General features: G+C 71.1%; 23 protein-coding genes and 1 riboswitch. Of the genes, 6 read left to right on the top strand and 17 right to left on the bottom strand.

Going from position 1 to position 24,579, the window contains the following annotated elements:
* Positions 1-23: 23 nt before the first annotated feature.
* Complete coding sequence (locus tag ACIPJI_RS20795) at positions 24-350, bottom strand: hypothetical protein (RefSeq protein ID WP_402247898.1); 327 nt, start codon at positions 348-350, stop codon at positions 24-26.
* Between the two features lie 187 nt (positions 351-537).
* Between ACIPJI_RS20795 and ACIPJI_RS20800 the strand changes: the two genes are divergently transcribed.
* Genes ACIPJI_RS20800 through ACIPJI_RS20820 form a run of 5 tightly spaced genes read left to right on the top strand, consistent with a single transcriptional unit; the run spans position 538 to position 5,848 of the window.
* On the top strand, positions 538-1,497 hold the full coding sequence (locus tag ACIPJI_RS20800; RefSeq protein ID WP_307709618.1) for an STM4015 family protein: 960 nt from the start codon (positions 538-540) through the stop codon (positions 1,495-1,497).
* Positions 1,494-2,639 (top strand): STM4014 family protein, encoded by a 1,146-nt coding sequence (locus ACIPJI_RS20805; protein ID WP_402247900.1) that lies wholly within the window; start codon positions 1,494-1,496, stop codon positions 2,637-2,639. Before ACIPJI_RS20800 ends, ACIPJI_RS20805 begins: the two co-directional genes overlap by 4 nt.
* 52 nt (positions 2,640-2,691) lie before the next feature.
* Positions 2,692-3,498 carry an STM4013/SEN3800 family hydrolase gene (locus ACIPJI_RS20810; protein ID WP_402248239.1) on the top strand — a complete coding sequence of 269 codons (807 nt, stop codon included), beginning with the start codon at positions 2,692-2,694 and terminating at the stop codon, positions 3,496-3,498.
* Positions 3,499-3,518: 20 nt separating this feature from the next.
* A complete protein-coding gene (locus ACIPJI_RS20815) occupies positions 3,519-4,883 on the top strand; it encodes an STM4012 family radical SAM protein (RefSeq protein ID WP_402248241.1) in 1,365 nt (454 codons plus the stop codon).
* Positions 4,884-4,891: 8 nt separating this feature from the next.
* On the top strand, positions 4,892-5,848 hold the full coding sequence (locus tag ACIPJI_RS20820; protein WP_402247902.1) for an STM4011 family radical SAM protein: 957 nt from the start codon (positions 4,892-4,894) through the stop codon (positions 5,846-5,848).
* Here the strand turns inward: ACIPJI_RS20820 and ACIPJI_RS20825 are convergent.
* The 4 genes from ACIPJI_RS20825 to ACIPJI_RS20840 form a co-directional block, all read right to left on the bottom strand.
* Positions 5,803-5,985 carry a GNAT family N-acetyltransferase gene (locus tag ACIPJI_RS20825; RefSeq protein WP_402247904.1) on the bottom strand — a complete coding sequence of 61 codons (183 nt, stop codon included), beginning with the start codon at positions 5,983-5,985 and terminating at the stop codon, positions 5,803-5,805. The genes ACIPJI_RS20820 and ACIPJI_RS20825 overlap by 46 nt on opposite strands.
* A gap of 149 nt (positions 5,986-6,134) precedes the next feature.
* Positions 6,135-6,926 carry an SGNH/GDSL hydrolase family protein gene (locus ACIPJI_RS20830; protein ID WP_307709615.1) on the bottom strand — a complete coding sequence of 264 codons (792 nt, stop codon included), beginning with the start codon at positions 6,924-6,926 and terminating at the stop codon, positions 6,135-6,137.
* 169 nt (positions 6,927-7,095) lie between these two features.
* Positions 7,096-8,019, bottom strand: coding sequence for a peptidoglycan DD-metalloendopeptidase family protein (locus ACIPJI_RS20835; protein ID WP_402247906.1), 924 nt, complete (start codon positions 8,017-8,019; stop codon positions 7,096-7,098).
* 4 nt (positions 8,020-8,023) lie between these two features.
* Positions 8,024-8,185: riboswitch (cyclic di-AMP (ydaO/yuaA leader) on the bottom strand.
* Between the two features lie 511 nt (positions 8,186-8,696).
* Positions 8,697-10,787, bottom strand: a complete 2,091-nt coding sequence (locus ACIPJI_RS20840; protein ID WP_402247908.1) for an alpha-galactosidase — start codon at positions 10,785-10,787, stop codon at positions 8,697-8,699.
* Between the two features lie 198 nt (positions 10,788-10,985).
* Here ACIPJI_RS20840 and ACIPJI_RS20845 point away from each other — a divergent pair, with 198 nt between their 5' ends.
* Complete coding sequence (locus ACIPJI_RS20845; protein WP_402247910.1) at positions 10,986-11,798, top strand: tyrosine-protein phosphatase; 813 nt, start codon at positions 10,986-10,988, stop codon at positions 11,796-11,798.
* Between the two features lie 10 nt (positions 11,799-11,808).
* Here the strand turns inward: ACIPJI_RS20845 and ACIPJI_RS20850 are convergent, their stop codons facing one another.
* The 12 genes from ACIPJI_RS20850 to ACIPJI_RS20905 form a co-directional block, all read right to left on the bottom strand.
* On the bottom strand, positions 11,809-11,973 hold the full coding sequence (locus ACIPJI_RS20850; RefSeq protein WP_307709611.1) for a DUF6126 family protein: 165 nt from the start codon (positions 11,971-11,973) through the stop codon (positions 11,809-11,811).
* Positions 11,974-11,987: 14 nt separating this feature from the next.
* Positions 11,988-12,581, bottom strand: coding sequence for a helix-turn-helix domain-containing protein (locus tag ACIPJI_RS20855; protein ID WP_402247912.1), 594 nt, complete (start codon positions 12,579-12,581; stop codon positions 11,988-11,990).
* A gap of 65 nt (positions 12,582-12,646) precedes the next feature.
* Positions 12,647-14,041, bottom strand: a complete 1,395-nt coding sequence (locus ACIPJI_RS20860; RefSeq protein ID WP_402247913.1) for an aspartate aminotransferase family protein — start codon at positions 14,039-14,041, stop codon at positions 12,647-12,649.
* 44 nt (positions 14,042-14,085) lie between these two features.
* The gene (gene hpnH / locus ACIPJI_RS20865; protein ID WP_356623666.1) at positions 14,086-15,105 is read right to left on the bottom strand and encodes an adenosyl-hopene transferase HpnH; all 1,020 of its coding nucleotides are present in this window, start codon (positions 15,103-15,105) and stop codon (positions 14,086-14,088) included.
* Between the two features lie 5 nt (positions 15,106-15,110).
* Entirely contained in the window at positions 15,111-15,764 is a 654-nt protein-coding gene (locus ACIPJI_RS20870) for a 1-hydroxy-2-methyl-2-butenyl 4-diphosphate reductase (RefSeq protein ID WP_307709607.1), read from the bottom strand.
* Complete coding sequence (gene shc, locus ACIPJI_RS20875; RefSeq protein WP_356623665.1) at positions 15,764-17,788, bottom strand: squalene--hopene cyclase; 2,025 nt, start codon at positions 17,786-17,788, stop codon at positions 15,764-15,766. Before shc ends, ACIPJI_RS20870 begins: the two co-directional genes overlap by 1 nt.
* Positions 17,789-17,923: 135 nt before the next feature.
* Complete coding sequence (locus ACIPJI_RS20880) at positions 17,924-19,000, bottom strand: polyprenyl synthetase family protein (RefSeq protein WP_307710567.1); 1,077 nt, start codon at positions 18,998-19,000, stop codon at positions 17,924-17,926.
* A gap of 38 nt (positions 19,001-19,038) precedes the next feature.
* The gene (gene hpnE / locus ACIPJI_RS20885) at positions 19,039-20,424 is read right to left on the bottom strand and encodes a hydroxysqualene dehydroxylase HpnE (RefSeq protein WP_356623664.1); all 1,386 of its coding nucleotides are present in this window, start codon (positions 20,422-20,424) and stop codon (positions 19,039-19,041) included.
* A 151-nt stretch (positions 20,425-20,575) separates the two neighbouring features.
* A complete protein-coding gene (gene hpnD / locus ACIPJI_RS20890; protein WP_402247915.1) occupies positions 20,576-21,529 on the bottom strand; it encodes a presqualene diphosphate synthase HpnD in 954 nt (317 codons plus the stop codon).
* Positions 21,526-22,446, bottom strand: coding sequence for a squalene synthase HpnC (gene hpnC, locus ACIPJI_RS20895; protein WP_356623662.1), 921 nt, complete (start codon positions 22,444-22,446; stop codon positions 21,526-21,528). The genes hpnD and hpnC overlap by 4 nt, the downstream gene beginning before the upstream one ends.
* Positions 22,447-22,864: 418 nt before the next feature.
* Positions 22,865-23,656 carry an ABC transporter ATP-binding protein gene (locus ACIPJI_RS20900; protein WP_307709602.1) on the bottom strand — a complete coding sequence of 264 codons (792 nt, stop codon included), beginning with the start codon at positions 23,654-23,656 and terminating at the stop codon, positions 22,865-22,867.
* Positions 23,649-24,578 carry an ABC transporter permease gene (locus ACIPJI_RS20905; protein ID WP_402247917.1) on the bottom strand — a complete coding sequence of 310 codons (930 nt, stop codon included), beginning with the start codon at positions 24,576-24,578 and terminating at the stop codon, positions 23,649-23,651. Before ACIPJI_RS20905 ends, ACIPJI_RS20900 begins: the two co-directional genes overlap by 8 nt.
* Between the last annotated feature and the right edge of the window lies 1 nt (position 24,579).

Here is a 24,579-nt window from a genome sequence, read left to right on the forward strand (position 1 = left end):
CGCCGCCTGCCGCCCGCCGCAGCTCAGTCGGCGACGATCCGCACCGCTCCCGGCAGGTACTCCCGCTGGCGCACGACCCGGTACCACCCCTTCGGCAGCGGTATCGCCGAGTGCTCCTCGTGCACCACCCGGCCGCCTTCCGGAAGGTGAAGGAGCATCGGGCCGAACGGCCCCGGCTCTCGCACCAGTCGGCCGGGTCCCGTCACCGCGTGGGCGTGGCCCGTGACCTCGCCGAGGGCGAGCACCATCCGGCCGCGTGCGTCCCGTGGCTCCCCCGGCGCGTCGGTGACGTGCGGTGGCACGGCGTCCTCCGCGACAGACACGATCAGGACGTCCCCCTGCCGGTACATGGCTCTCCCCTTTCCGCCGTTCGCCCACTGCGTCCGACCTGTTCCCGACGTTAAGGGGAGGGTCTGACAACGGGGTCCGGCGTCGCCGCCGGCCCCCGGCCGCCCCGCGGGCGGGGCTGTCAGTGGCCCTTGGTAGAACTGCTCACACGTCAGCCGATCAAGCCTCACCGGTGTCTGGAGCCCCGTCATGACCATCTCGAACCATCTGCAGGAGTGGTACGGCCTGCCCGCGTTCGACTTCCCCGACTCCGAGGCACAGGCCACGTCAGGGACCGTGCTGCCGGCGCCGGAGGGTGTGGCCTGGCGGATCTCAGTCGACTCCTACGAGAGCGAGGAGGAGTGGGAGGAGGCGTTCGCCCGCTTCACCGCGACGGTGGACACCACCCGGGTGCGCGCGCTGATCGTCGGCTCGTGGAGCGACGCGTACGACTCCGGTCCCGGGGAGGTCATCTCGGCGCTGCTCGGCGCGAAGGAGAAACTGCCTCGGCTGCGTGGGCTGTTCGTCGGTGACATCACGTTCGAGGAGTGCGAGATCTCCTGGATCAACCAGGGCGAGGTGACCCGGCTCCTCGACGGCTTCCCGCAGCTCGAGCACTTCGGTGTGCGCGGCGGCCAGGATCTGGTGTTCCCGGCGGTGAAGCACGAGCGGCTGGAGACCCTGGTCGTGGAGAGCGGCGGTCTGGACGTGGCCGTGGTCCGCGGTATCGGGGCGAGCGACCTGCCGGCGCTGGAGAATCTCGACCTCTGGCTCGGCACGTCGTGGTACGGCGCGAACGCGGATGTGTCGGACCTGGAGCCGTTCCTGTCGGGGACCAGGCTGCCGAGGCTGCGGTATCTGGCGCTGCGCAACAGCGAGATACAGGACGAGATCGCGGTGGCGCTCGCCGGCGCTCCGGTCGTGGCCCGCCTGGAGATGCTGGACCTGTCGATGGGCACCCTGGGCGACGACGGCGCGGAGGCGCTGTTGAACGGCCAGCCGCTGACGCACCTCAAGAAGCTCGATCTGCATCACCACTTCATGAGCGAGGCGATGGTGCAGCGCCTGTCCGACGCCCTGGTGCCTGCCGGGGTGGAGCTCGACGTCTCCGGGTCGGAGGGAAATGGTTCCGGCGACAGGGAAGACCGATACACGGCCGTCGCGGAGTGACCGGCTCCGCCCGCCGCTTGTCCGGTCCGCCGCTCGCGGTCGTCGGCAATCCGGCCAACCGCCGTGTCGCCCTCTTCCAGGACGCGCTGTGTGAGGCCGGAGCGCCCGCCGCCCGGGTGGTGCCCTGGCTCGACGTACTGCGTGGCCGGGCGGAGTTCCGCCCGGGGGAGCTGGTGCGGATCGACTCCCCGGGCGAGGACCGCGAGGTGGAGCGGGCGCTGCGCGGCGTGGACGATCCGACCCGCGTGGAGGGTTCGGCGCTGTGGTACGAGCGGTTCACCGCCGCCGTACGCGACATCGCGGTCCGGGCGGAGGCGGGCGGGGCACGGCTGCTCGACGATCCGGCGGAACTCGCCGTGCTGTTCGACAAGCGGCTGTGCCACGCGGCGCTGCTCGCGGCGGGCGTGGCGGTGCCCCGGTCGCCGACCTCCGGAGCGGCCGCGCCCCCGGTGCGCGGCTGGGACGATGTGCGCTCGCTGCTGGCGGCGACCGGCATGCGGCGGGTGTTCGTCAAACCGGCGCACGGCTCATCCGCGTCCGGTGTGATGGCGCTGGAGACGGCGGGCGGGGGACGGGTGCAGGCCACCACGTCGGTGGAGCGGGACGCGGAGGGACGTCTGTTCAACTCCCTGCGGGTGCGGCGCTACGGCTCCGAACGCGAGGTCGCCGCACTGGTCGACGCGCTCGCGCCGGACGGCCTGCACATCGAGCGCTGGCTGCCGAAGGCCTCGCAGCGCGGCCGGGTCGCCGATCTGCGGGTGGTGGTGGTCGCCGGCCGCGCCACCCACGCGGTGGTGCGGACGAGCCGCTCCCCCATGACCAATCTCCATCTGGGCGGGCTGCGCGGCGATCTCGCCGAGGCCCGTGCCGCGACGGAGGCGGCGGGTGGCAGTTGGACCGGGGCCCTGGGGGTGTGCGAGCGAGCCGCTGCGTGCTTTCCCGGTGTCTCCCGTGTCGGGGTCGATCTGCTGCCGTCGACCGGCTGGCGGCGTTTCGCCGTCGGGGAGGTCAACGCCTTCGGGGATCTGCTGCCGGGGCTCACCGGGATGCCCGGCAGCGGCGCTGAAGGCCAGGACACTTATGCGGCGCAGGTCGCCGCCGTACTACGCGGGACGAGGAACCACCGAAGTGCAACACCGTGACATCACCGCCGGACACGGCCAGGAGGCGCCTGCCGAAGGCGGCACGCCCGACATGAACGAGGTCGTGGGGCGGGACGACCTGCTGCTCGTCACGCTCGACACCCTGCGTTTCGACGTCGCCGCCGAACTGGCCGCGGCCGGCCGGCTCCCCAACCTGGCCCGTCATCTCCCGGGCGGCGTCTGGGAGAAGCGGCACGCGCCCGGCAGTTTCACGTACGCCGCCCATCAGGCGATGTTCGCCGGGTTCCTGCCCACGCCGGCCGAACAGGGGCCCCATCCGAGGCTGTTCGCCGCCCGTTTCGCCGGCAGTGAGACCACCGCCGGACGCACGTACGTCTTCGACACCCCCGACCTCGTCTCCGCCCTCGCCGGGGCCGGTTATCGCACGGTGTGCATCGGCGGTGTCGGGTTCTTCAACAAGCAGGGCCCGCTCGGCTCCGTGCTGCCGGGGATGTTCCAGGAGAGCCACTGGGAGCCCTCGTTCTCGGTCGCCTCTCCCACGTCCTTCGAGGCGCAGGTGGAGCGGGCGGAGCAGGTCGTGGCCTCCCTGCCGCGCGAGCGCAGACTGTTCCTGTTCGTCAACGTGCCCTCCCTGCACCAGCCCAACTGGTTCCATCTGCCGGGAGCGACCCGGGACGACGGTGACTCCCGGGATACGCACGCCGCGGCGCTCGAGTACGTCGACCGTCACATCGGGCGTCTGTTCGCCGCCGCGAGCAGCCGCCGCCGGTGCTTCGCGATCGTCTGCTCCGACCACGGCACCGCGTACGGCGACGGCGGTTTCACCGGCCACCGCCTCGGCCACGAGGCCGTCTGGACCGTCCCCTACGCCCACTTCTTCCTCGAGGCCTCCGCATGAGCACCCCCGTGTCGACCCCCATGACAGCCCCGGCGACAGCACCCGCAGCCCTCGTCGGCCCCGACTCTCCGCGCCCCTACCAGAGCTATGTCTACGCCTATCCGCACAAGACGGCCTACCGGCCTCTCGAGGACCGGCCGCCCCTGCGCGAACTGTGGGCAGGGGAACCCAAGGACGCTCTCTCGCTGTATCTGCACATTCCGTTCTGCGAGGTCCGGTGCGGCTTCTGCAACCTGTTCACCAGGATCGGCGCACCTGATCAGCTGACCGGGCGTTACCTCGACGCCCTCGACCGGCAGGCGGTCGCCGTGCGCGAGGCCCTCGGGGACGGCGACCCGGTGCGGTTCGCGGCGGCCGCGTTCGGCGGCGGCACGCCGACGTTCCTGACGGCCGCGGAGCTGGAGCGGCTCTGCGACATCGCGGAGAAGCGGATGGGCGCCGACCTGAGCGCGGTGCCGCTGTCGGTGGAGACGTCGCCCGCCACGGCGACCGCGGACCGGCTGGCCGTGCTCGCCGAACGCGGCACGACCAGGGTCAGCATCGGCGTGCAGAGTTTCGTCGACGCGGAGGCGAGGGCCGCGGTGCGGCCGCAGCGCCGTGCCGATGTGGAGGCCGCGCTCGGTCGGATACGGGAGGCACGGATCCCCGTCCTCAACATCGACCTGATCTACGGCATCGACGGTCAGACCGAACAGACGTGGCTCTCGTCGCTCGACGCCGCCCTCGGCTGGGAGCCGGAGGAGCTGTACCTCTACCCGCTGTACGTGCGTCCGCTGACCGGCCTGGGCCGGCTGGGCGCGGCGGGTGACGCCGCCTGGGACGAGCAGCGGCTGCGTCTGTACCGCGCGGGCCGCGACCATCTTCTCGCCCGCGGGTACGAGCAGGTGTCCATGCGTATGTTCCGCCGCGCGGGCGCGCCCCCGTCGGCCTCCGACGACCATGCCTGCCAGACGGACGGCATGATCGGGCTGGGCTGCGGCGCCCGCTCCTACACCTCGAGCCTCCACTACTCCTTCGACTACGCCGTCGACATGGGCCAGATACGCCGCATCATCGACGACTTCACGACGACGGAGGACTTCTCGCGGGCGGAGGTGGGCCGGCGGGTCGACGAGGACGAGGCACGCCGCCGGCACCTCCTCCAGTCGCTGCTCCAGGCCGAGGGGATGGACGTGGCCGGCTACCGCGAGCGGTTCGGCTCTGTTCCCGACGGCCATTTCGCCGCGGAACTGGACCGGTTCGCCGCCCGCGGCTGGCTCGACCCGGCCGCCGCCCCCGGCCGGCTGAGGCTGTCGCCCGAAGGGCTCGCCCATTCGGACGCCCTGGGCCCCGAGCTGTTCTCGCCCGCGGTCCGGGCGGCCATGGCTTCGTACGAGCTGAAGTGAGCGGGTCCATGGATCTGACCGTGCTGTACCGGGGCCCGTTGTCGTCCTGCGACTACGACTGCCCCTACTGTCCGTTCGCGAAGCGCCGCGACAGCCGGGAGCAGCTGCGCGCGGACCGCGCCGCGCTGGAGCGCTTCGCGGGGTGGGCCGCCGGGCAGACCGGTGACCGGCTGTCGGTCCTGTTCACGCCGTGGGGAGAGGGGCTGGTCCGCTCCTGGTACCGCCGGACCCTGACGGAGTTGTCGCACCTGCCGCATATCCGCCGGGTCGCGATCCAGACGAATCTGAGCTGCCGGACGGACTGGCTGGCGGAGGCGTCCCCGGAGACCCTCGCCCTATGGTGCACCTATCATCCCGGTCAGACACCTTACGACCGGTTCATCAGCAAGTGCCGGGATCTGATACGGCGGGAGATCCGTTTCAGCGTGGGCATCGTCGGCTTCCCGGGCCATCTGGAGGAGGCGCGCAGGCTCCGCGCCGACCTGCCCGGCCACATCTATCTGTGGGTGAACGCGCCCGAAGGACACGAGCTCTCCGACGCCGAGGCACAGGCATGGACGGAGCTGGATCCGCTCTTCCCCTACAGCCGCCACCCGCACCGTTCCGCCGGGCTGCCGTGCCGCACGGGCGAGAGTGTCGTCTCGGTGGACGGCGAGGGGACCGTGCGCCGCTGCCACTTCGTCCGCGCGGAGCTGGGCAACCTCTACGACGGCTCGTACCGCCGCGCACTGCGCCCCCGCGCCTGCCCACTCGCCGTGTGCGACTGCCACATCGGGTACGTCCACCTGGAGACGTTGCCGCTGTACGACGTCTTCGCGGGCGGAGTCCTCGAACGGATCCCGTCGCCGATTCCTCCGGCGGCTCCGTCCGCCCTCACGCAGGACTTGTCCGGTCGATCAGGTCGATCTTCGTCCCGCACTCACATCGGTTCGCCGCCGGGCCGCTCCGCGCGGAGCATGGAGTAGATCACCGCATCACGCCACTGCCCGCCGAGCCACACCGCGGAGCGCAGCACACCCTCCCTGACGAGACCCGCCTTCTCCACGGCACGCCGCTCGGCGAGGTTGGCCCAGTCCGTCCATGCCTGGATCCGTCCGGCCATGGTGTGGTCGAAGAGGTACTCCGCCGGCAGCCGCTGGGCCTGGATGCCTGCGCCCCGGAAAGATCGTCCGGACAGGCCCTGGGCGGTCCGGGCGCACCGACGCCGCCTCGGCGGTCCGGACCACCGCGCGCTCCGGACCGCAGTGCGCCTCAGAGGGGCAGCAGGTCGGGGCGCTTGGCCTCCACATGATCGCCGGAGCTCTCGCCGCGGAGCCGCCGCCCGATCCAGGGCACCAGATACTCGCGCGCCCACTGGATGTCGTCCCGGCGCACCTCGAGCGTCCCGCGCGGGGGCAGCGGCGGCCACGGCTGGTCGGGATCGGCGGGCACCTCGATCCCGAGGACCTGAGCGGCGCGCAGCGCGACCCTGGTGTGCCCCTCGGGTGACAGGTGGAGCCGGTCGGCGTCCCAAGCACGCCGGTCCTGGACGGACTTGAGCGACCACAGGTCCAGCACGGGGCAGTCGTAGCGGTCGGCGATGGCCCGTACGTGGGCGGTGTACGTGGCGATCTTGCCGCGCAGATGCCGCAGGACCGGCACGTCCCGGGTGTCGAAACCGGTGGTCACCATGACGGTGCCGACGGAGCCGGCCAGGTCGGCCACCGCGCGTTCGAAGCGTTCCGCGACGTCGTCGGGGTCGGAGCCGGGCCGGATGATGTCGTTGCCGCCGGCGCAGAAGGTCACCAGGTCCGGCGCGAGTTGGCGCGCCCTCGGCACCTGCTCCTCGACGATCTGGTCGAGGAGGCGGCCGCGTACGGCGAGGTTGGCGTACCGGAAGGAGTGCTCCGGCCTCCGGTCGGCGAGCAGGACGGCGAACCGGTCCGCCCATCCGACGAATCTCCCGTCGGGCCCCGGGTCCCCCACGCCTTCGGTGAAGCTGTCACCGATCGCCGCGTACGACCCGAATACGCCACTGTTCTCTGTTCTCGAATCGTCTGCCACGGGAGCACATCTTTCCTTCACGGATGTGACCTACGCGACCGTAAGGAGGGGTTGACGCGCCGTGATCTTTACCACCCGTCAAATTCCGGCAGGCCGGAATACGCGGAAGCCCCCGCTCCGCCTGATGCGGAACGGGGACTCACCTGCGGGCGGTGTGCGGCCGGACGACTCAGAGGGAGACGCCGTGCTGGCGCAGGTAGGCCAGCGGGTCGATGTCCGAACCGTAGGAGGGGCCGGTGCGGACCTCGAAGTGCAGGTGCGGACCCGAGGAGTTGCCGGTGGAACCGGACAGCCCGATCTGCTGACCACCGGTCACCGACTGGCCGCTGGAGACGGCGAGCGAGGAGAGGTGGGCGTACTGCGAGTAGGTGCCGTCCGTGTGCTGGATGACGACCTCGTTGCCGTAGGCACCGCCCCAGCCGGCGGAGACGACGGTACCCGCGCCGATGGCCTTGACGGAGCTGCCGGAGGGGGCGGCGAAATCGACACCGGTGTGGTAGCCGCTGGACCACATGGCACCGGAGGCCCGGTACGGGGTGGTGACGCCCGCGTCGACGGGGGCACTGAAGCCGGAACCGGACGAAGTGGTCGCGGCCTCCTTGGCGGGAGCCTTGGCCTGCGGAGCCTCGGCCTTGGGCGCGGCGGACCGCGAGTCGTCGCGGGACGGGCGGGTCTGGGACTCGGAGCGGGGCTCCGGGTCGTTCTTCGCCTTGTTCTTCGCGCCGATCGTCAGCTCCAGACCCGGGTGGATCAGCGACGGGTCGGCACCGATGACACGGCGGTTGTCGTTGAAGAGCTGCTTCCAGCCTCCGCGGACGTCCTGCTCGGCGGCGATCTTCGACAGGTAGTCCCCGGCGACGACCGTGTACGTCTTGGGAGCCTTCTTGGCGGCGGGAGCGGCCGCGGGCGCGGAGGCCGGGGCCGCGGCGGCGGCGGCCTTCTCCGCTACGGCCGGAGCCTCCGCCGGGGCGGCATTGGCCGTGGTGGCGCCGAACAGCGGGAGCGCGATGGCGGCGCCACCCGTACCGGCGACGACGAAGCCGCGGGTGATCGGGTTGGTCTTGGGACGGCGGTGCTTACCCTTCGCGGGCATGGCGCATTCCTCTCCGGCGCCTACGAGGTGAGCTGTCGGGTTCGGGCTGGAGATGCCCGGTCGCACACGCGGTGCGACTTCACCCCAAGCCGTCCGGATTGTCCGGATGCGGCGTACTACCTGGGTCCCCCGCTCCTGCCACGCGTGGATAGGGTCGAATTCCGGGCGGCGGCAGGATTAGGCGGTCCGTCCGGATTGAGCGTGACCGTAGGCGAGTCGGGCAGCGTGGGACAAGCCGCGACTTTCCACGATCAATGACCGGCGCCCCGTCTTCACGGATTCGCGGTCACCCTCCGTCGACAAGAGACGGCCAATTACCTTGCCGGCAACGGAATTCACATCGGCGCCGCGGCCACAGAACGTCACGGATATGACGCTGCTCACGAGACGGAACCCATCTCCCCTTCTTACGGGGCACGTTATACGCAACCATCCAATTCGGACAGAAGCATCATTTAGTCATCTAGTCCCGCACTTGCCCATCAAAACCCGCCACCCTTGCCCCACTTCGCAGCCCGCCGACGAAAGCCCGTGACACCGGTCACTTCCGGCCGACCGGCCAGGGACTCCTTCTCCTCGCCTCCTGCGCTCCGCCGGTTTCCGTCGCCGTCGGCTGCCGGTCCCGTTCCGCAATTCCCGCTCCCCCTTTACGAGCAAGGCGAATTGAGGCCGGTGGATCACATCCGACGGAGCCGGATCACTGTGGCGTCGAAATCACCCTTCAGTCCGGTGTGAATTCCGTGGTGAAGCAGCACCCCGCCCTGGTGGACCGCTCCGGTGTCGGCACACACGTAGGCCGCCGTCGCCTCGACGCCGCGCAGCCGGAGCGCCGGCGGCCGCTCCCCGTAGCTCTGGGCCTGGAGCAGCGCGAGCACCACCGTCTCCTCGTCCCGTACGTACTGCACGGCACTGAGACCGCCCTCCGGCGCCCGCAGCCGGTACAGCTCGCCGTGCTGGACCAGCGGCCTGATCTCCTTGTAGAGCCGGACCCAGTCGCGCGCCTCCGCCAGCTCCGCCTCGCTCCAGGCCGAGAGGTCTGCGCCGACGCCCAGCACCCCGGCCATGGCGCTCACGAACCGGAAGCGCAGACTGCTGCGGCGACCGTTGAGCTGGACGCCTGGGCTGTCGGTGACCCAGGCCGCCATGACCCGGGCCGGATGCAGCTGGCTGAAGCCGTGCTGGACGGCGAGCCGGTCCAGCGGGTCCGTATTGTCCGATGTCCACACCTGGTCGGTGCGGGCGAGGACCCCCAGATCGATCCTGCCGCCCCCGCCGGAGCAGGACTCGAAGGCGACCGTGGGATGCGCCGCCCGCAGCCGGTCCAGCAGCCCGTAGAAGCCTTCGACGTGCTCGGTCCACAGTTTCTGCGGGTACGGCTCCCCCGGCCAGCCCGTATCCGTGAAGCAGCGGTTGAAGTCCCACTTCACATGGTCCACCGGCGCTCCGGAGAGCAGTGTGTCGAGCTGCTCCCACAGGTACGCCCGTACGTCCTCGCGTGCGAGGTTGAGCACCAGCTGGTTGCGGAACTCGGTCCGTGTCCGCCCCGGATGGTGCTGGACCCAGTCGGGATGCGCCCGGTAGAGGTCGCTGTCCTCGTTGACCATCTCCGGCTCCACCCAGATGCCGAACTTCATGCCGAGCGCGTGCACTTCGGCTGCCAGCGGCCCCAGCCCGCCGGGGAAGCGGTCCGGGTTCGGTGTCCAGTCGCCGAGCCCGGACCGGTCTCCGGTGCGCCGCCCGAACCAGCCGTCGTCCACGACGAACAGCTCGACGCCCATAGCGGCGGCCCGCCGGGCGAGCGCCGACTGCTGGTGCTGCGAGATGTCGAAGCCGGTGGCCTCCCACGAGTTGTAGAGCACGGGCCGCACCTGGCCGGCGTCGGGAATCACGTGGGCCAGCTGCCAGGCGTGCCACGCCCTGCTCGCTCCGCCGAATCCCCCGTCGCTCCACAGGCCGGCGAAGACGGGCGAGGTGTACGTCCCGCCCGGCGCGAGCCGCTGAAGCCCCGAGTCGTCGTGCCCCGCCCCTCCGGTGATCTGTACGGCCCCGTCCGGCAGCCGCTGCACGCAGATCCGCCACGATCCGGACCAGCCGAGGGCCAAGCCGTACACCTCGCCGTGTTCCTCGGTGGCGCCTTCCGCGTCCAGGGCCACCCAGGGCAGGTGCTGGTGACCGGTGTGACCGCGCCGGCTGCCGATCGTCGTCTCCCCGTACGGGAGCGTGTCGCGCACGAGCCGGGACTCGGCGGCCCAGCGGCCGTGCAGCTGGGAGAGCCGCCACGCCTCCCGCAGCGGCAGTGTCCAGGCGGCGGCATCGGCCCGGAGCAGTTCGAGGTCGGGGCCCGTGCCCTCGTGTGCGACGGTGACCCAGCGTTCGATCACGTCGCTGTCGCCGCGCATGCGGTAGTGGAGGGTCAGGCCGAGGCCCACCAGCTCGTCGCGGAAGCGCAGCCTCAGCTCGTCGTCCTCGGTGGTCCAGCCGGCGAAGGTCCATTCCGTGCCGCGGACGCTCTCGGTCCTGACCGACAGCGCCGGGCGCACGAAGCGCGGACCGCCTTCGACGGGGTATTCCTCGCGGCCGTCGAGCGGGGACTCGAAGGGCCGGTACGGCGGCGGGCCCGCGGCCGCGAGGGCCTCCACGGCGGCGGCCGGGATACGCCCGCCCCAGTGGAGGTGCACCACCTCGTCCGCGTCGGTGAGGTGGAGGGCGTAGCTGCTCGTGGGCCCGGAGAGGACCCAGGTACGCCCTTTGCCAACGTTCTCGATCATCTGACCCCTCGGATACTCACAGCTCCGCACAGGCCCGCACATCATCCGCCGGGCGGCCCACGGTGGCAACGGCGCGTGGGGGCGCCAACCACCGTGCCCGGCGGCCAGGATGACCGGCCGATGCACGTGTGTCGTATGGTCGAGGCCGCGCCATCGCCCGGCGAACAGCGCCGGCGACTGTCCTCCGAAGGAGTCCCCGTGACGCAGCAGCTGCCGCAGGTCCCCTCTACAGAGCCCGAGCTGACCGGGGTCCGTAACTTCCGGGACGTGGGCGGCCTGCCGACGACGGACGGGCGGCGGGTGCGGCCCGGCAGGCTCTTCCGCAGCGGCCACCTGGCACACGCGACGGCGGCCGACGCCGCGTTCCTGTCGACCCTGGGCCTCCACACGATCTTCGACTTCCGCAACGCGGCGGACCAGAAGCTCGAGGGGCCGGACATCGACCTGCCCGGAGTGCGCAATGTGAACCTGCCGCTGAGCGATCCCGCGGACGGCGCGGAGTTCTGGACGATGGTCCGGGACGGGAATCTGGACCAGCTGAAGTCGATCCTCGCGGACGGCAAGGCCGCCGGACGGATGATCGCCTCGTACCGGATGATCATCAAGGAGCGGACGGCGGAGCACAGCCGGGTGCTGCACGCCCTGGCCGAGGACAGCGTCCCCGCCCTGATGCACTGCGCCGCGGGCAAGGACCGCGCCGGCCTGTCGATAGCGGTGTCGCTGCTCGCCGTCGGCGTGGAGCGCGACGCCATCGAGGCGGACTACCTCAAGTCCAACGACCCGCACCGCCGTTACAAGGTCCGGCGCAGCGGCAACGGTCCTGACGCGATGTCACCCGAGGTGATGGAGCTGCTCGGCCCGCTCTTCGACGCCCGTGCCGAGTACCTGGCCGCGGCCTTCGAGGCGATCGAGGAGAACTGGGGCACGACGGAGCGCTACCTCACCGAGGGCCTGCGGCTGTCCCCGGCGACGCGTGAGCGTCTGCGGGAACGGCTGCTCGAGCAGGGCTGAGCCCCGCCTGTCACTGGTTCTGACCGCCCACCAGGAACAGCAGGTAGAGGAACCCGGCGATGACGTGGCCGGCGATGAGGTAGGCGAAGAGCCGGATCACCAGTCCGCGCGGGAAACGCTCCTCACGCGGGCTCTCGTCGCCGGTGGTGCGCCTGTCCAAGGGGTCGTACGACATGCGGGATGAGTTCCTCACCGGTCAGGGACGGGGTGTAGTTCGGGGGCCTGCAGCAGGGTGTGCACGAACAGCATTTCCGCCCCCTCGGGGCCGGCCGCCGCGATGCGGTGCGGGGTGAGCGAGTCGAAGTGCGCGCTGTCGCCGGCGGCGAGCTCGTGGACGGTGTCCCCGAGGCCGAGCCGCAGCCGCCCGCTCACGACGTGGAGCCACTCCTCGCCGGGGTGAACCCGTACGAGGTCGCCCTGCACGCCGTGCGGCACGAAGACACGCAGGGCCTGCATGGCACGTCCCGGGTTGCCGGCCTGGTGGTAGTCCCAGCCGACCGCGGCCATGGGCTCGCGGTCGCGGCCACGGATGACCGGATCGCGTTCAGCCGGTTGTTCGCCGAGCAGTTCGGCGACCGTCGTACCGTAGATGCGGGCGAGCGCGAGGAGCATCGGCAGCGAGGGCTGCCGCTGTCCCGTCTCGAGCCGGGAGAGATGGGCGGGCGAGAGGCCCGCCCGCTGGGCGGCGACCTCGAGGGTGAGTCCACGGCGGCGGCGCAGTTCGCGCAGCCGGGGCGCCATGTCGGGCAGCCCCTCGTCCGTCGGCTCGGCAGAGGTGGTCATGCCTCCATTGGGCCAGAGTATTGCCTGTGAGGCAAATTTCTTTGCCTCACAGGCAAAATAGCTGGTCAGCGGTTGGCGACCGCCTGCTTCATCAGAGTCTTGCCGAAGTCCCACATCAGTCCGCCCCCGCCGTGCGCGTCCTCCATCACGGCTTCGAACGCGCCGACGAAACGGTCGACCTCCGTCTCCCCGATGATCAGCGGAGGGATCAGCTTGATCACTTCCATGTGATCCCCGGAGACCTGGGTGAGGATCCGGTGCCGCTGGAGCAGCGGCACCACCACCATCTGCGCGAACAGTCCCTTCCGGGCCGCCTGGAGCACGGTCCAGCGACTGCGCAGCTTGATCGACTCCGGCCGCCCGAACTCGATGCCGATCATCAGCCCCCGACCGCGCACGGCGTGCAGCAGCTCGTACCGGTCGACGAGCGACGCCAGGCGGGCCCGCAGCAGCTCGCCCGTCACCCGCGCGTTCTTCACGATGTGCTCGTTCTCCAGCACCGACAGCACGGCGAGCCCCGCCGCCATCGCCTGGGCGTTGGAGCCGAAGCTCGCGGAGTGCACCAGGACCCGGTCCATCGACGAGTAGACCTTCTTGAAGATCCAGTCCCTGCCGAGGGTCGCGCCGACGGGCACATAGCCACCGGACAGCGCTTTGGCCACGCAGACGAGGTCGGGCTCGACACCCGCCTCGTACTGGAAGGCGTAGAAGTCGCCGGTGCGCCCGAGGCCCGTCTGGACCTCGTCCGCGATCAGCAGCGCCTTGTACTTCTGCAGCAGCTCCTGGGCGCCCCGAAGGAACCCGGGGGGTGTCGGGTGGACGCCCTTGCCCTGGATCGGTTCGACGATGAACGCGGCCACGTCGCCGCGCACCAGCTCGCGCTCGAGTGCGGCGAGATCGCCCATCGCGACGGCGGTGTCCGGCAGCAGCGGGGAGAAGCCGTCGCGGAACCCGTCCTCGCCGTTGACCGACAGCGCTCCGGTCGTCAGCCCGTGGAAGGCGTGCGTGCAGTACAGGATCCTGGGCCGGCCCGTCACGTACCTGGCGAACTTCAGCGCCGCTTCGACGGCCTCCGTCCCGCTGTTGCCGAAGTACACCCGGTCCAGGTGCGGGGTGTGCTCGAGCAGCTTCTCCGCCAGCAGTCCCGGCAGCGGCTGGCAGTCGAACCGGACCAGGTCCGCGAGCGAGGCGTCGATGACGTCGTGCAGCGCCTTGTTCACGACCGGGTGGTGCCGGCCGAGGCCCATCACCCCGAAACCGGCGAGCATGTCGAGGTAGTCGTTGCCCTCGGTGTCGTAGAAGTAGGCCCCCTCCGCCCGGTCGTAGACCTTGTCGAACCCGATGGTGCGCAGCATCCGCGGGAGTTGGTGGTTGAGGTACCGGGCGTGCAGCTCGTAGCGCTCGTCACCGCGCCGCGCCAGCAGTTCCGCCAGATCGAAGCTCTTGGGCTGCTCGGTCATTCCTCGGCTCTCCTGGTCCAGAGTGTCGGTCGGTCACATACCGGTCACCGGGACCCGGAGACCGTCTCGCGGGCGGCCCGGAGCGATTCCTTGAGCGATCCCATGGTGGCGAGGACCGCGGTGGGCTCGTAGCCGCAGTGGGCCATGCAGTTGGCGCAGCGCGGGTCCTTGCCACGGCCGTACTTGTCCCAGTCGGTGTCCTCGACGAGTTCGCGGTAGGTGGGGACGTAGCCGTCGCTCATCAGGTAGCAGGGGCGCTGCCAGCCGAAGAGGGAGTAGTTGGGGATCGCCCACGCGGTGCAGGGGAAGTCGGCCCTGCCCTCGAGGAAGTCCAGGAAGAGCGGGGAGTGGTTGAGCCTCCAACGCCGCCGGTTGCCGCCGGCGAAGGCCTTCCTGAACAGCTCCCTGGTCTGCTCGACGCCGAGGAAGTGCTCCTGGTCGGGCGCCTTCTCGTAGGCGTAGGCGGGCGAGATCATCATCTCGTCGACCTTGAGGTCGTCGTTGAGGTAGTTCAGGACCTCGATGACCGTCTGCGGGGTGTCGGTGTTGAAGAAGGTCGAGTTGGTCGTGACCCGGAAGCCGCGACGCTTGGCTTCCTTGATCGCCGCGACCGCCTCGTCGAACACGCCCTCCTTGGCGACCGATTCGTCGTGCCGCTCCCGCAGTCCGTCGATGTGCACGGCGAAGGCGAAGTACCGGGAGGGCGTGAACTTCTCGATCTTCTTGCGGAGCAGAACGGCGTTGGTGCAGAGGAACACGTATTTCCGGCGGGCCACCAACTGACGCACGATCTCGTCGATCTGAGGATGCATCAGCGGCTCGCCGCCGGCGATCGAGACCATCGGGGCACCGGACTCCAGCACCGCGCCGACCGCCTGCGCCACCGGCATCCGCTGCTTGAGCACCCCGGCGGGGTGCTGGATCTTTCCGCAGCCCTCGCATGCGAGGTTGCACGCGTAGAGCGGTTCGAGTTCGACGATCAGAGGGAACTTGTCGCGCTTGCGGAGCTTCTGTTCGAAGAGATAGGTCCCGACCCTGACGGTCTGGCGGAGCGGCATGGCCATCTGGCTCACCTCCTGGGGAGCAGCAAAGAACGGTGCCATTCAAGAAATGCGGGCATTACGGCACGAAGAACACGGAAGGCTGATATTCCACCGCGAAGTGTGCCGATGCGTACCAGTTCATGTTCCGGGGCGTCCACGACCACCCGGACGGCCGCAACGGGACGCGGCCCGGTCTCCATGGCGCTGTTCAGAGTCGCCGCGGACTCCATGTCCGCCGCGATCGCGCCCGCCGCGAGCAGCTCCGCACGCTCATGACCACGCACGATGTGATCCACGCCGGTCAGCGGGCCCCGGTGCACCGTGTGCCCGGGGACCGCCCTGGCCACGGCCTTCACCAGCAGGTCCGTGTCGGTGCAGTCGGTGGAGACCCCGCCGAGCCGGGCCTCCTCCACGACCACGAGGTCTCCCGGGTGCATGCCGGGGGCGAGCCCCGCGCAGAAGCCGGACGCCACGACCGCCGCCTCCCGGAAGGGCTCGGTGCCGCACGCGGCGCGCACGGCACGGCCGGCGTTGGCCGGCCCCATGCCGGTGCGCAGGACGGTCGCTCCGCTCCCGCCGCGGCGCCGGTCACCGGCCCGCAGCGCGAACCTCTCGATGCCCAGCGCGCAGGCGATCAGCAGCGGAACGGCAGGGACGGCAGGCTCCTGTGGGTCCCCCATCAGCCCCCCTCACGGGCGGCCGCACGGCCCACGGGCGGTTCCCCGTGGAGGAAGCGGCCGAGCGCGGTGAGGGGGAAGACCTGCCGGTACAGGTGGTAGTTGATCGAGAAGTCCCAGGGGAAGCCGGTACCGGTGAAGTACGGCTCGTCCCAGGAGCCGTCCGGCCGCTGGGTCCGCGCCAGGTATGCGACACCCCGCTCGACGGCCTTGCTCTGCCTCTCACCCGCCGACAGCAGCGCCAGCAGCGCCCAGCCGGTCTGGGAGGCCGTGGAGGCGCCGCGGCCGATGGACTGCTCCTCCCGGTAGGAGCGCAGATCCTCGCCCCAGCCACCGTCCTCGTTCTGGACGGACTCGAGCCAGGTGACCGCCCGGCGGACCGCCGGGTGGGAAGCGGGCAGCCCGGCGGCGATCAGGGCGGGCACCACCGCCCCCGTGCCGTACACGTAGTTGACCCCCCAGCGGCCGAACCAGGCGCCGCAGGCCTCCTGTTCCTGGAGCAGCCACCGCACGCCGCGCCGGGTGCGCGGGTCATCGGCCATGCCCTCGTGGGCGAGCATCTCGACGACGTGCGCGGTGACGTCCGCCGACGGCGGGTCGATGACCTCGCCGAAGTCGCAGAACGGCAGCCGGTTCGGGAACGGGCTGGTGTTGTCGGCGTCGAACGCTCCCCAGGCGCCGTTCCGGGACTGCATGCCGAGGTTCCAGCGCGTGCCACGGGCCACGGCCGCCTCGACCCGCTCCGGGTCCGGATGCTTCACCCGCCGCAGGGCGAGGACCACCTCGGCCGTGTCGTCGATGTCGGGATAGTTGTCGTTGTGGAACTCGAACGCCCAACCGCCGGGCCCGACCCCGGGCCTGCGCACCGACCAGTCGCCGGGGCGCACGATCTGCTCGCTCAGCATCCAGTCCGCCGCCTTCACCAGTGCGGGGTGGTCGGCGGGCAGACCGGCGTCGGCGAGGGCGATGGTGGCGAGGCAGGTGTCCCAGACCGGGGACTGGCAGGCCTCGATCATCCGCACGGGGAGCCCGTCCTCCTCGTGGTGGACGGCGAAGCGGTCCAGCGACTCGAGTCCCGCCCGCATGACGGGGTGCTCGAGGTCGTAGCCGAGCAGGTGCAGGGCGATCACCGAGTACACGGCCGGCGGCTGGATGCCGCCCCAGCAGCCGTCGTTCTCCTGCCGCTCGATGATCCAGCGGGCCGCGGCGTTCATGGCCGCCCGGCGCAGCCGGCGGGGCGCCACCTTGTGGTAGAGGTGCAGCGCCTTGTCGGCGCGCTGGAAGAAGCCGTCCCAACTGGCCGCGGGGGCGAACCGCTTCTGGGGGTTTGGCCTCGCCGGGTCGGTGTGCAGCTCCTCGAGGGCGAACGGGGCCGGTCGCACCGGCCGCTTCGCGGAGACGATGGTCAGGGGCACGATGGTCTGCCGCGCCCAGCAGCCGAAGTCGTAGATGTTCAGCGGGAACCACGTGGGCAGGAGGACCAGCTCCGGCGGCAACTCCGGCAGGTCGTCCCACTTCCACCAGCCGAACAGGGCGAGCCAGATCCGGGTGAAGACGCGGGACGCCGCGATGCCGCCCCTGCTCCTGACCCAGGAGGCGGCTCGCTGCATGTGCGGGTCGTCCGGGCGGTCGCCCGCCAGCCGCAGGGCGACGTACGCCTCGATGGTGGTGGACAGTTCGCCCGGGCCGCCGTAGAAGGTCGCCCAGGTGCCGTCGTCCCGCTGCCGCCCGCGGATGAACCGGGCGGATGCCTCTACGGTCGCCGCGTCCTGGATGCCGAGGAACTGCCGCAGGAGCAGGTCCTCCGCGTCCATGGTCACGTTGGTCTCGAGGTCGCCCTTCCACCACCCCTGGGCGTCCTGCCGCGCGAGCAGATGCTCGACGGCCCGTTCCGCGGCACGTCCGGCCGCTTCCCGTACGTCGGTGCCCGGCGCGGTGGTCCGGGCGGCGGTCGTCGTGGTCGTGTCGCCGGCAGGGGCAGCACCGGCCCGGACGGGCCCGCTGCTTCCGTCGGTCGTCGCTGTCATTGTTTCCCCTTCGTTGCAGTGGTCTCTGCTGAGCTGGGGTCTGACGTCGGCCGGTGACGATGACGTCACCGGCCGGCGACGCGCTTCATATGGTGCGGCTGTTGCTCCGGTCGGTCCTTGCGATGGTGATGGCGATCATCTCTTTCGTACGACGACGAAGTCCGCGAGCGCGACGAGCTGCGCACGGACCCGTTCGGGCATGTCGACACCGTCGAGGGCCTCGATCGCGACGGCGTGCTGGCGGCGGGCCTCCTGGGAGGTCCACTCCCGGCCTCCGGCCTCCTCGATCAGGGCCGCCCGGGTGGCGAACTCCTCCTCGGAGAAGCTGTCGAAGTCGCTGCTCTTGGCGTCGGCGGCGAGCAGTTCGCCGAGCCGCTCGGAGGCCGGACCGCCGGCCGCGAGCGCCGCGACGACGGGCAGGGACTTCTTGCGCTGGCGCAGGTCGCTCCAGGTCTGCTTGCCGGTGGCGACCGGGTCGCCCCAGATGCCGAGCAGGTCGTCGACGGCCTGGAAGGCGAGACCGAGGTGGTAGCCGTACGCCTCCAGCGTGTCGGCGGTCCGCTCGTCGGCCCCGCCGAGCACCGCGCCGATGGAGACGGCGCAGGCCAGCAGCGCGCCGGTCTTGTTGCCCTCCATCTCCAGGCACTCCTCGACGGTGACCCGCTCGCGGTGCTCGTAGGAGATGTCCTGGGCCTGGCCGTCGATGAGCTTGCGGGACGCGGTGGTGAGCCGGCGGGCGGCCCGCCCGGCCTCCACGGTGCCGCTCTCCAGCAGCACTTCGTTCGCCAGCGCGAACAGCGCGTCGCCGACCAGGATCGCCAGGGCGGGTCCGTGCACCTTCCAGACCGTGTCGCGGTGGCGGCGCTGTTCGTCGCCGTCCATCAGGTCGTCGTGCAGGAGCGAGAAGTTGTGCACCAGCTCCACGGCGACGGCCCCGGGGATGCCGACCTCGGGCGCGGCGCCCGCCGCCTCGGCGGACAGGAGCGCCAGCGCCGGGCGTACGGCCTTGCCGCCGTCGCCCTCCGAGGGCCGTCCCTGCGCGTCGATCCAGCCGAAGTGGTAGGCGGCGACGGTGTCCATGGGCGGCGCGAGCCGCTCCACGGCGGCGCGCAGCACCGGCGTGGACAAGGTCCGTCCGCGCTCCAGCAGTGCGGAGATGTCGACACTCTCCGGGCTCTGCGCGGTGTCGTCAGCCGGGTACGCCGAGTGCACTGTCGGCACGCTTTCTCCTCTGGTTCCAGTACTGGTGCTCACGCCGCCTCCTTGAGGGGATGTTCATGGCGGCGGCCGAGCGCGGAGAGCGCAGCAGCCGCGGCACTGAATCCGCTGCGCACGGCGCCCTCCATGGTCGCGGGCCAGCCGGTGGCAGTCCACGCGCCAGCAAGGTACAGGCCGGTGGCGCGTGTGCGCGCGGCCGGCCGCAGCCTGCCGACGCCGGGGGACGGTGCGAAGGTCGCCGTGCGCTCACGGGTGACGAAGAAATCCCGTACCCCGGCACCGCGAGCGGCGGGCAACAGCCTTTCCAGCTCCGGCAGATACCTCTTCCGCAGCACGGAGACGGGCTCGTCGATCTCGTTCTGCGCCGCGGACTGGGAGACCGCGAGGTACTGGCCTTCCTTGGCGCCCGACGCCTCCGTGCGGTCGAAGACCCACTGGACCGGCGTGCCGAGCGCGGCGAAGAAGGGCCGGCGGAGCACCCTGCGGTCGTACAGCACATGGATGTTGAGGATCGGGGCGGTGCCGATGTCGAGCAGCCGGTCGGGATCCTCCAGCGCGCCGGCGGGGAGCAGGGCGTGGGCCTCGCGCTGCGCGACGGCCAGCACGACGGTGTCGGCGTCCAGCTGCTCGCCGTCCACGTCGACCTGCCAGCGGCCGTCCGCCGGCCGACTGATCCGCCGTACCCGGGTGGACAGTTCGGTGCGCACCCCGGCCGAGTCGAGGGCCTTGCGGGCGAGTGTGTCGTGCAGTTCGCCGAGCGGCACATGGGCCCAGCCGATGTCGGCGGCGCCGGGCTCGGACAGCAGCCCTGTCTTGAAGACCATCGCGGCCAGACCCAGGGACGCCTGCGGTGCCCGGGCATTGAGGGTCGCGACGCCGACGAGGTCCCACAGGGCGGCGACGGCGCGCGCCGACTGGCCGTGACGGCCGAGCCAGGTGGCGAAGTCGACGCCGTCCAGTGCCGGGTCGGTGGGGTCCAGCCCCTTCAGCGCGAGCGCGGCACGCCCGACGCCGGCCCGCTCGGCGAGCGAGAGGTGCGGATAGCCGGCGAGGCTCCCGGCGAGGTGCAGCGGTACGGGCAGCGCGGAGCGCCGCAGGCGGCCGAGCCTCGGCCCCTTCCTGGCGGCGACGTCGAGTACGGGCACGTCCAGGCGGTCCTGGACCGGGGCGAGGTGCGCGCCGTCGATCCGGTCGAGGAACCAGCGGTAGGCGGTGCAGCAACGCAGGTACACGTGCTGGCCGTTGTCCACGGTGAGCTCGCCGCGGCGGAACGAGAAGGCGAGCCCGCCGAGCCGTGGCCTGCTCTCGAGCAGGGTGACCCGAACCCCCGCGTCGGCGAGCTGGAGCGCTGCGGTGACACCGGCGAGGCCGCCGCCGACCACCACCGCGTGCCGGGAGTCCATGCCGTCGGCCGTCATCCGCGTGCCTCCCTCGTGGACCGTGCGGCATGGGGCACGTGACGTGCCGTGGCCGCCACCATCAGTGACGCGGCGGCGGGCCGGCCGGTTGCCCGCCGAACGGGGGTGAGCGCCTGCGCCGCGGCCTGGTCCGGGATGTTCGTCGGGGAAGTCACCGGCGCCCTCCGTGGGTCTGGCGGCCGATGTGGCGGGCGTCCAGGCCGGACAGTCCGCGGACGGCCACGTACGCCTTCTCGCGTCCCGGCAGGGAGACACGGCCGCGGAGCACGGCGTCCGGGTCGCGCTCGATGCGGTCGAGGAGGCGGCGGTAGATGCCGGCCATGGCCGCGACGCACGCGCCGCTGCGCCGGTCCAGCATGGGCAGCAGGCGGTAGCCCTCGGCGAACAGGGCCCGGGCGCGCCGCACTTCGAAGTGCACCAGGCCGGCGAAGTCGGAGCCGGGCGGCGGTGTCGTGCCGTGGAAGCCCTCGGAACAGCCGAACTTGGCGAGGTCGTCGGCGGGCAGGTAGGTGCGGCCGTTGGCCGCGTCCTCGGCGATGTCCCTGAGGATGTTGGTCAGTTGCAGCGCGAGGCCCAGCGTGTCGGCGTATTCGGCGGCGCGGTCGGCTCCGCGCGCGCCGGGCTGGGTGCCGAACACGCCGAGCGAGAGCCGCCCGATCGCGCCGGCCACGCACCGGCAGTAGGCCTTGAGGTCGTCCCAGGTCTCGTACGTCTCGCCGCGGACGTCCATCAGCACGCCGTCGATGAGTTCGTCGAGGCCGCCGAGCGGCAGCGGGAAGCGGCGGGCGGCGTCGCAGAGCGCGACGGCGACGGGGTCGGTGTCGTCGTCGTCGACGGCGCCCTGCCTGATGCGTCCGAGCAGCTCGCGCGTGGCCTCCAGCCGGTCCTGCTTGGCCTGCGGCTTCAGCGTGCCGTCGCCGATGTCGTCGACGCGCCGGGAGAACGCGTACAGCGCCGACATGGCCTGGCGCTTGTGCGGCGGCAGGAGCCTGATGCCGTAGGCGAAGTTACGGGCCTGGTGTCCGGTGACGGCCTCGCAGTAGCTGTACGCGGCCTGCACCGGCGCGGTCGGCACCTGGGTCGGTCCCTCCATCGTCCGGCTCATCCCTCTCTACGCGCTCTTCGCAAGACGGTCCCCACTTCACGCAGCAGCCTCGGCCTGGTCGCTCTGGGCGGTTCGGGCAGCACATCATGTCCGGCGGCGGCGATCGCGGCGAGCGCGGCACGCCCACCGCCGACGAAACCCGCCAGCAGCAGCCGCAGCCGCCCGTCGACGGAGCCGACCAGCCCGATGCCCTCGTCGAGCAGGGCGCGCGCCCGCTGCGCCTCGTAGGCGATCAGGGCGCGCACCGAGGCACCCGCGGTCGGTGCGGCAAGGTCCGCCTCCGTGATGTGGAAACGTTTCATGTCCTCGGCCGGCAGGTAGATCCGGTCGCGGGCGAGGTCCTCCGCGACGTCCTGGAGATGCTCGACGATCTGGAGCCCGGTGCACACGGCGTCGGAGCGGCGCAGCCGCTCGGGGCTCGCCGTGCCGGTGATGCCGAGGACGAGCCGGCCCACCGGGTTCGCCGACAGCTCGCAGTAGGCGAGGAGGTCGTCGTACGTCTCGTAGCGGCGTACCAGCTGGTCCTGCCGGTTGGCGGCGATGAGGCCGAGGAACGGCTCGGGGGTGAGCGAGCGCCGGGCGACGGCCGGCCGCAGTGCGCGCAGCAGCGGGTGGCGGGGGGCGTCGCCGGACAGGTCGAAGACGCGGCGCAGGTCGGCCTCGAAGGCGTCGAGGAGGGCGAGCGGGTCGTCGGCCAGGTCCGGTCCGACGCCCAGGTGGCGGGCGTCGGCGCCGCCGGGCGCGAGGTCGCCGTCACCGATGTCGTCGACGAGCCGGGCGTAGCCGTAGACGGCCATGAGGTCGTCGCGCCAGGCGCGGGGCAGGAAGAAGGGGGCGACGGGGAAGTTCTCGTCGGCGGCCTTGTCGAGGGTGCCCCGTGCCGGGTCGTCGGCGCGGGGGTGCGCGGTGCCCGTCACTGCGCGCTGCCGGGAACGGAGTCGGCGATGGGCTCGCGGAGCTGGAGATTTCCCGTCATGGCCATCACATCTCCCGTTCTACACTGCCGACTCAATACATCCCATTTCGGACACGCCGCCGCATGCTGCGCCGCTTGCCGACCGTCCGGCGGCCGAAGGTTCGACCGGTCGGATCGCGGCATATCACCCCACTTGCCGCGATTCGGTCCCGGTACAGCTTACGTTGTACAACACCGAACGACGCCCTGGGGTGCCGCACAGAACGGAACAACACCGCGTTCGGGCCCAACTTTCCCGGATCCCGGGCAAGTTGACTGCCCGTCGACTCTCCGGTGCGCCGCCCCGCCGGAAGCCGGCGGCAAGCGGAAGGCCCTCGCCGGCCGACCGGCGAGGGCCTTGCGGGCGCTGGGGACCGGGGCTACTTGCCCGTCTCCTTCTCGTACGCCTTGATGACCTCGTCGGTCGGACCGTCCATCAGGAGTTCGCCCTTCTCCAGCCACAGGACCCGGTCACAGGTGTCCCTGATCGACTTGTTGCTGTGGCTCACGAGGAAGACCGTGCCGGCCTCCTTGCGGAGCTCCCTGATGCGCTGCTCGGAGCGGATCTGGAAGCGGCGGTCACCGGTGGCCAGCGCCTCGTCGATCATCAGGACGTCGTGGTCCTTCGCCGCGGCGATGGAGAAGCGGAGCCTGGCCGCCATGCCGGAGGAGTACGTGCGCATCGGCAGGGTGATGAAGTCGCCCTTCTCGTTGATGCCGGAGAAGTCGACGATCCCCTGGTAGCGCTCGCGGATCTCCTCGCGCGACATGCCCATGGCCAGGCCGCCGAGTATGACGTTGCGCTCGCCGGTCAGGTCGTTCATCAGGGCGGCGTTGACGCCGAGCAGCGAGGGCTGGCCGTCGGTGTAGACCTTGCCGCTCTCGGCCGGCAACAGACCGGCGATGGCGCGCAGCAAGGTCGACTTGCCGGATCCGTTGGTGCCGATGAGTCCGATCGCCTCGCCGCGGTAGGCGGTGAAGGTGACGCCGCGCACCGCGTGCACCTTGCGCACACCGCGCGCCTCGCCCTTCTCCCGGCGCAGGATCCGGCTCAGCGCAGCGGTGGCGCTGCCCTTGCCGCCGCTGCCGGCGTTGACGCGGTACACGATGTGCACGTCGTCGGCGATGACCGTCGGGACACGCCCGGCTCTGTTGTCGATGTTCTCAGCCACGGCCGTACCGCTCCTCAGCCTTCCAGAAGTACACGAAGCCCGCGAAGCCGACCAGGAGAGCCCAGCCCAGGCCGGCGGCCCAGACGTGCGAGGGCAGGTTCTCCGAACCGTAGCCGTCGATCAGCGCGAACCGGATGAGGTCCATGTAGACGGCGGCCGGGTTGTACATGAGGACGTCCGCGATCCAGGCCGGCTTGTCGGCGAGCATCACCGGGATGGAGAACATCACGCCCGACGCGTAGAGCCAGGTACGCATGACGAACGGCATCAGCTGCGCCAGGTCGGGGGTCTTCGAGCCGAGCCTCGCCATGATCATGGCCAAGCCGGTGTTGAACACGAACTGCAGCGCGAGCGCGGGGAGCACCAGCAGCCAGGACAGGGACGGGTAGCTGCCGAAGCCGACCACCACCGCCAGCAGCACGATCATGGAGAACAGCAGCTGCTGGAGCTGCTGGAGCGCGAACGAGATCGGCAGCGACGCCCGGGGGAAGTGCAGCGCGCGCACCAGCCCGAGGTTGCCCGAGATCGCCCGCACACCCGCCATCACCGAGCTCTGGGTGAAGGTGAACACGAACACACCGGTCACCAGGAACGGGATGTAGACCTCGGTGCTGAAGCCCCGGTCGGCGTCGAGGATCAGGCCGAAGATCAGGAAGTACACCAGCGCGTTCAGCAGCGGCGTCGCCACCTGCCAGAGCTGGCCCAGCTTCGCCTGGCTGTACTGGGCCGTCAGCTTGGCCTGCGAAAACGCCAGGATGAAGTGGCGGCGGCCCCACAGCTGCCTGATGTACGAGGCCAGGCCCGGTCGGGCGCCGCTGACGGCCAGGCCGTACTTGGCGGCGAGCTGTGACGGAGACAGGCCGTCGTCCGGCGACGGCGGGGGGCTCGTCGCGATGGCACCGTCATGGGTTGTGTCACTCACA

Origin of the sequence: Streptomyces sp. NPDC086835, assembly GCF_044745705.1 — a bacterium.
Lineage (GTDB): Bacteria > Actinomycetota > Actinomycetes > Streptomycetales > Streptomycetaceae > Streptomyces.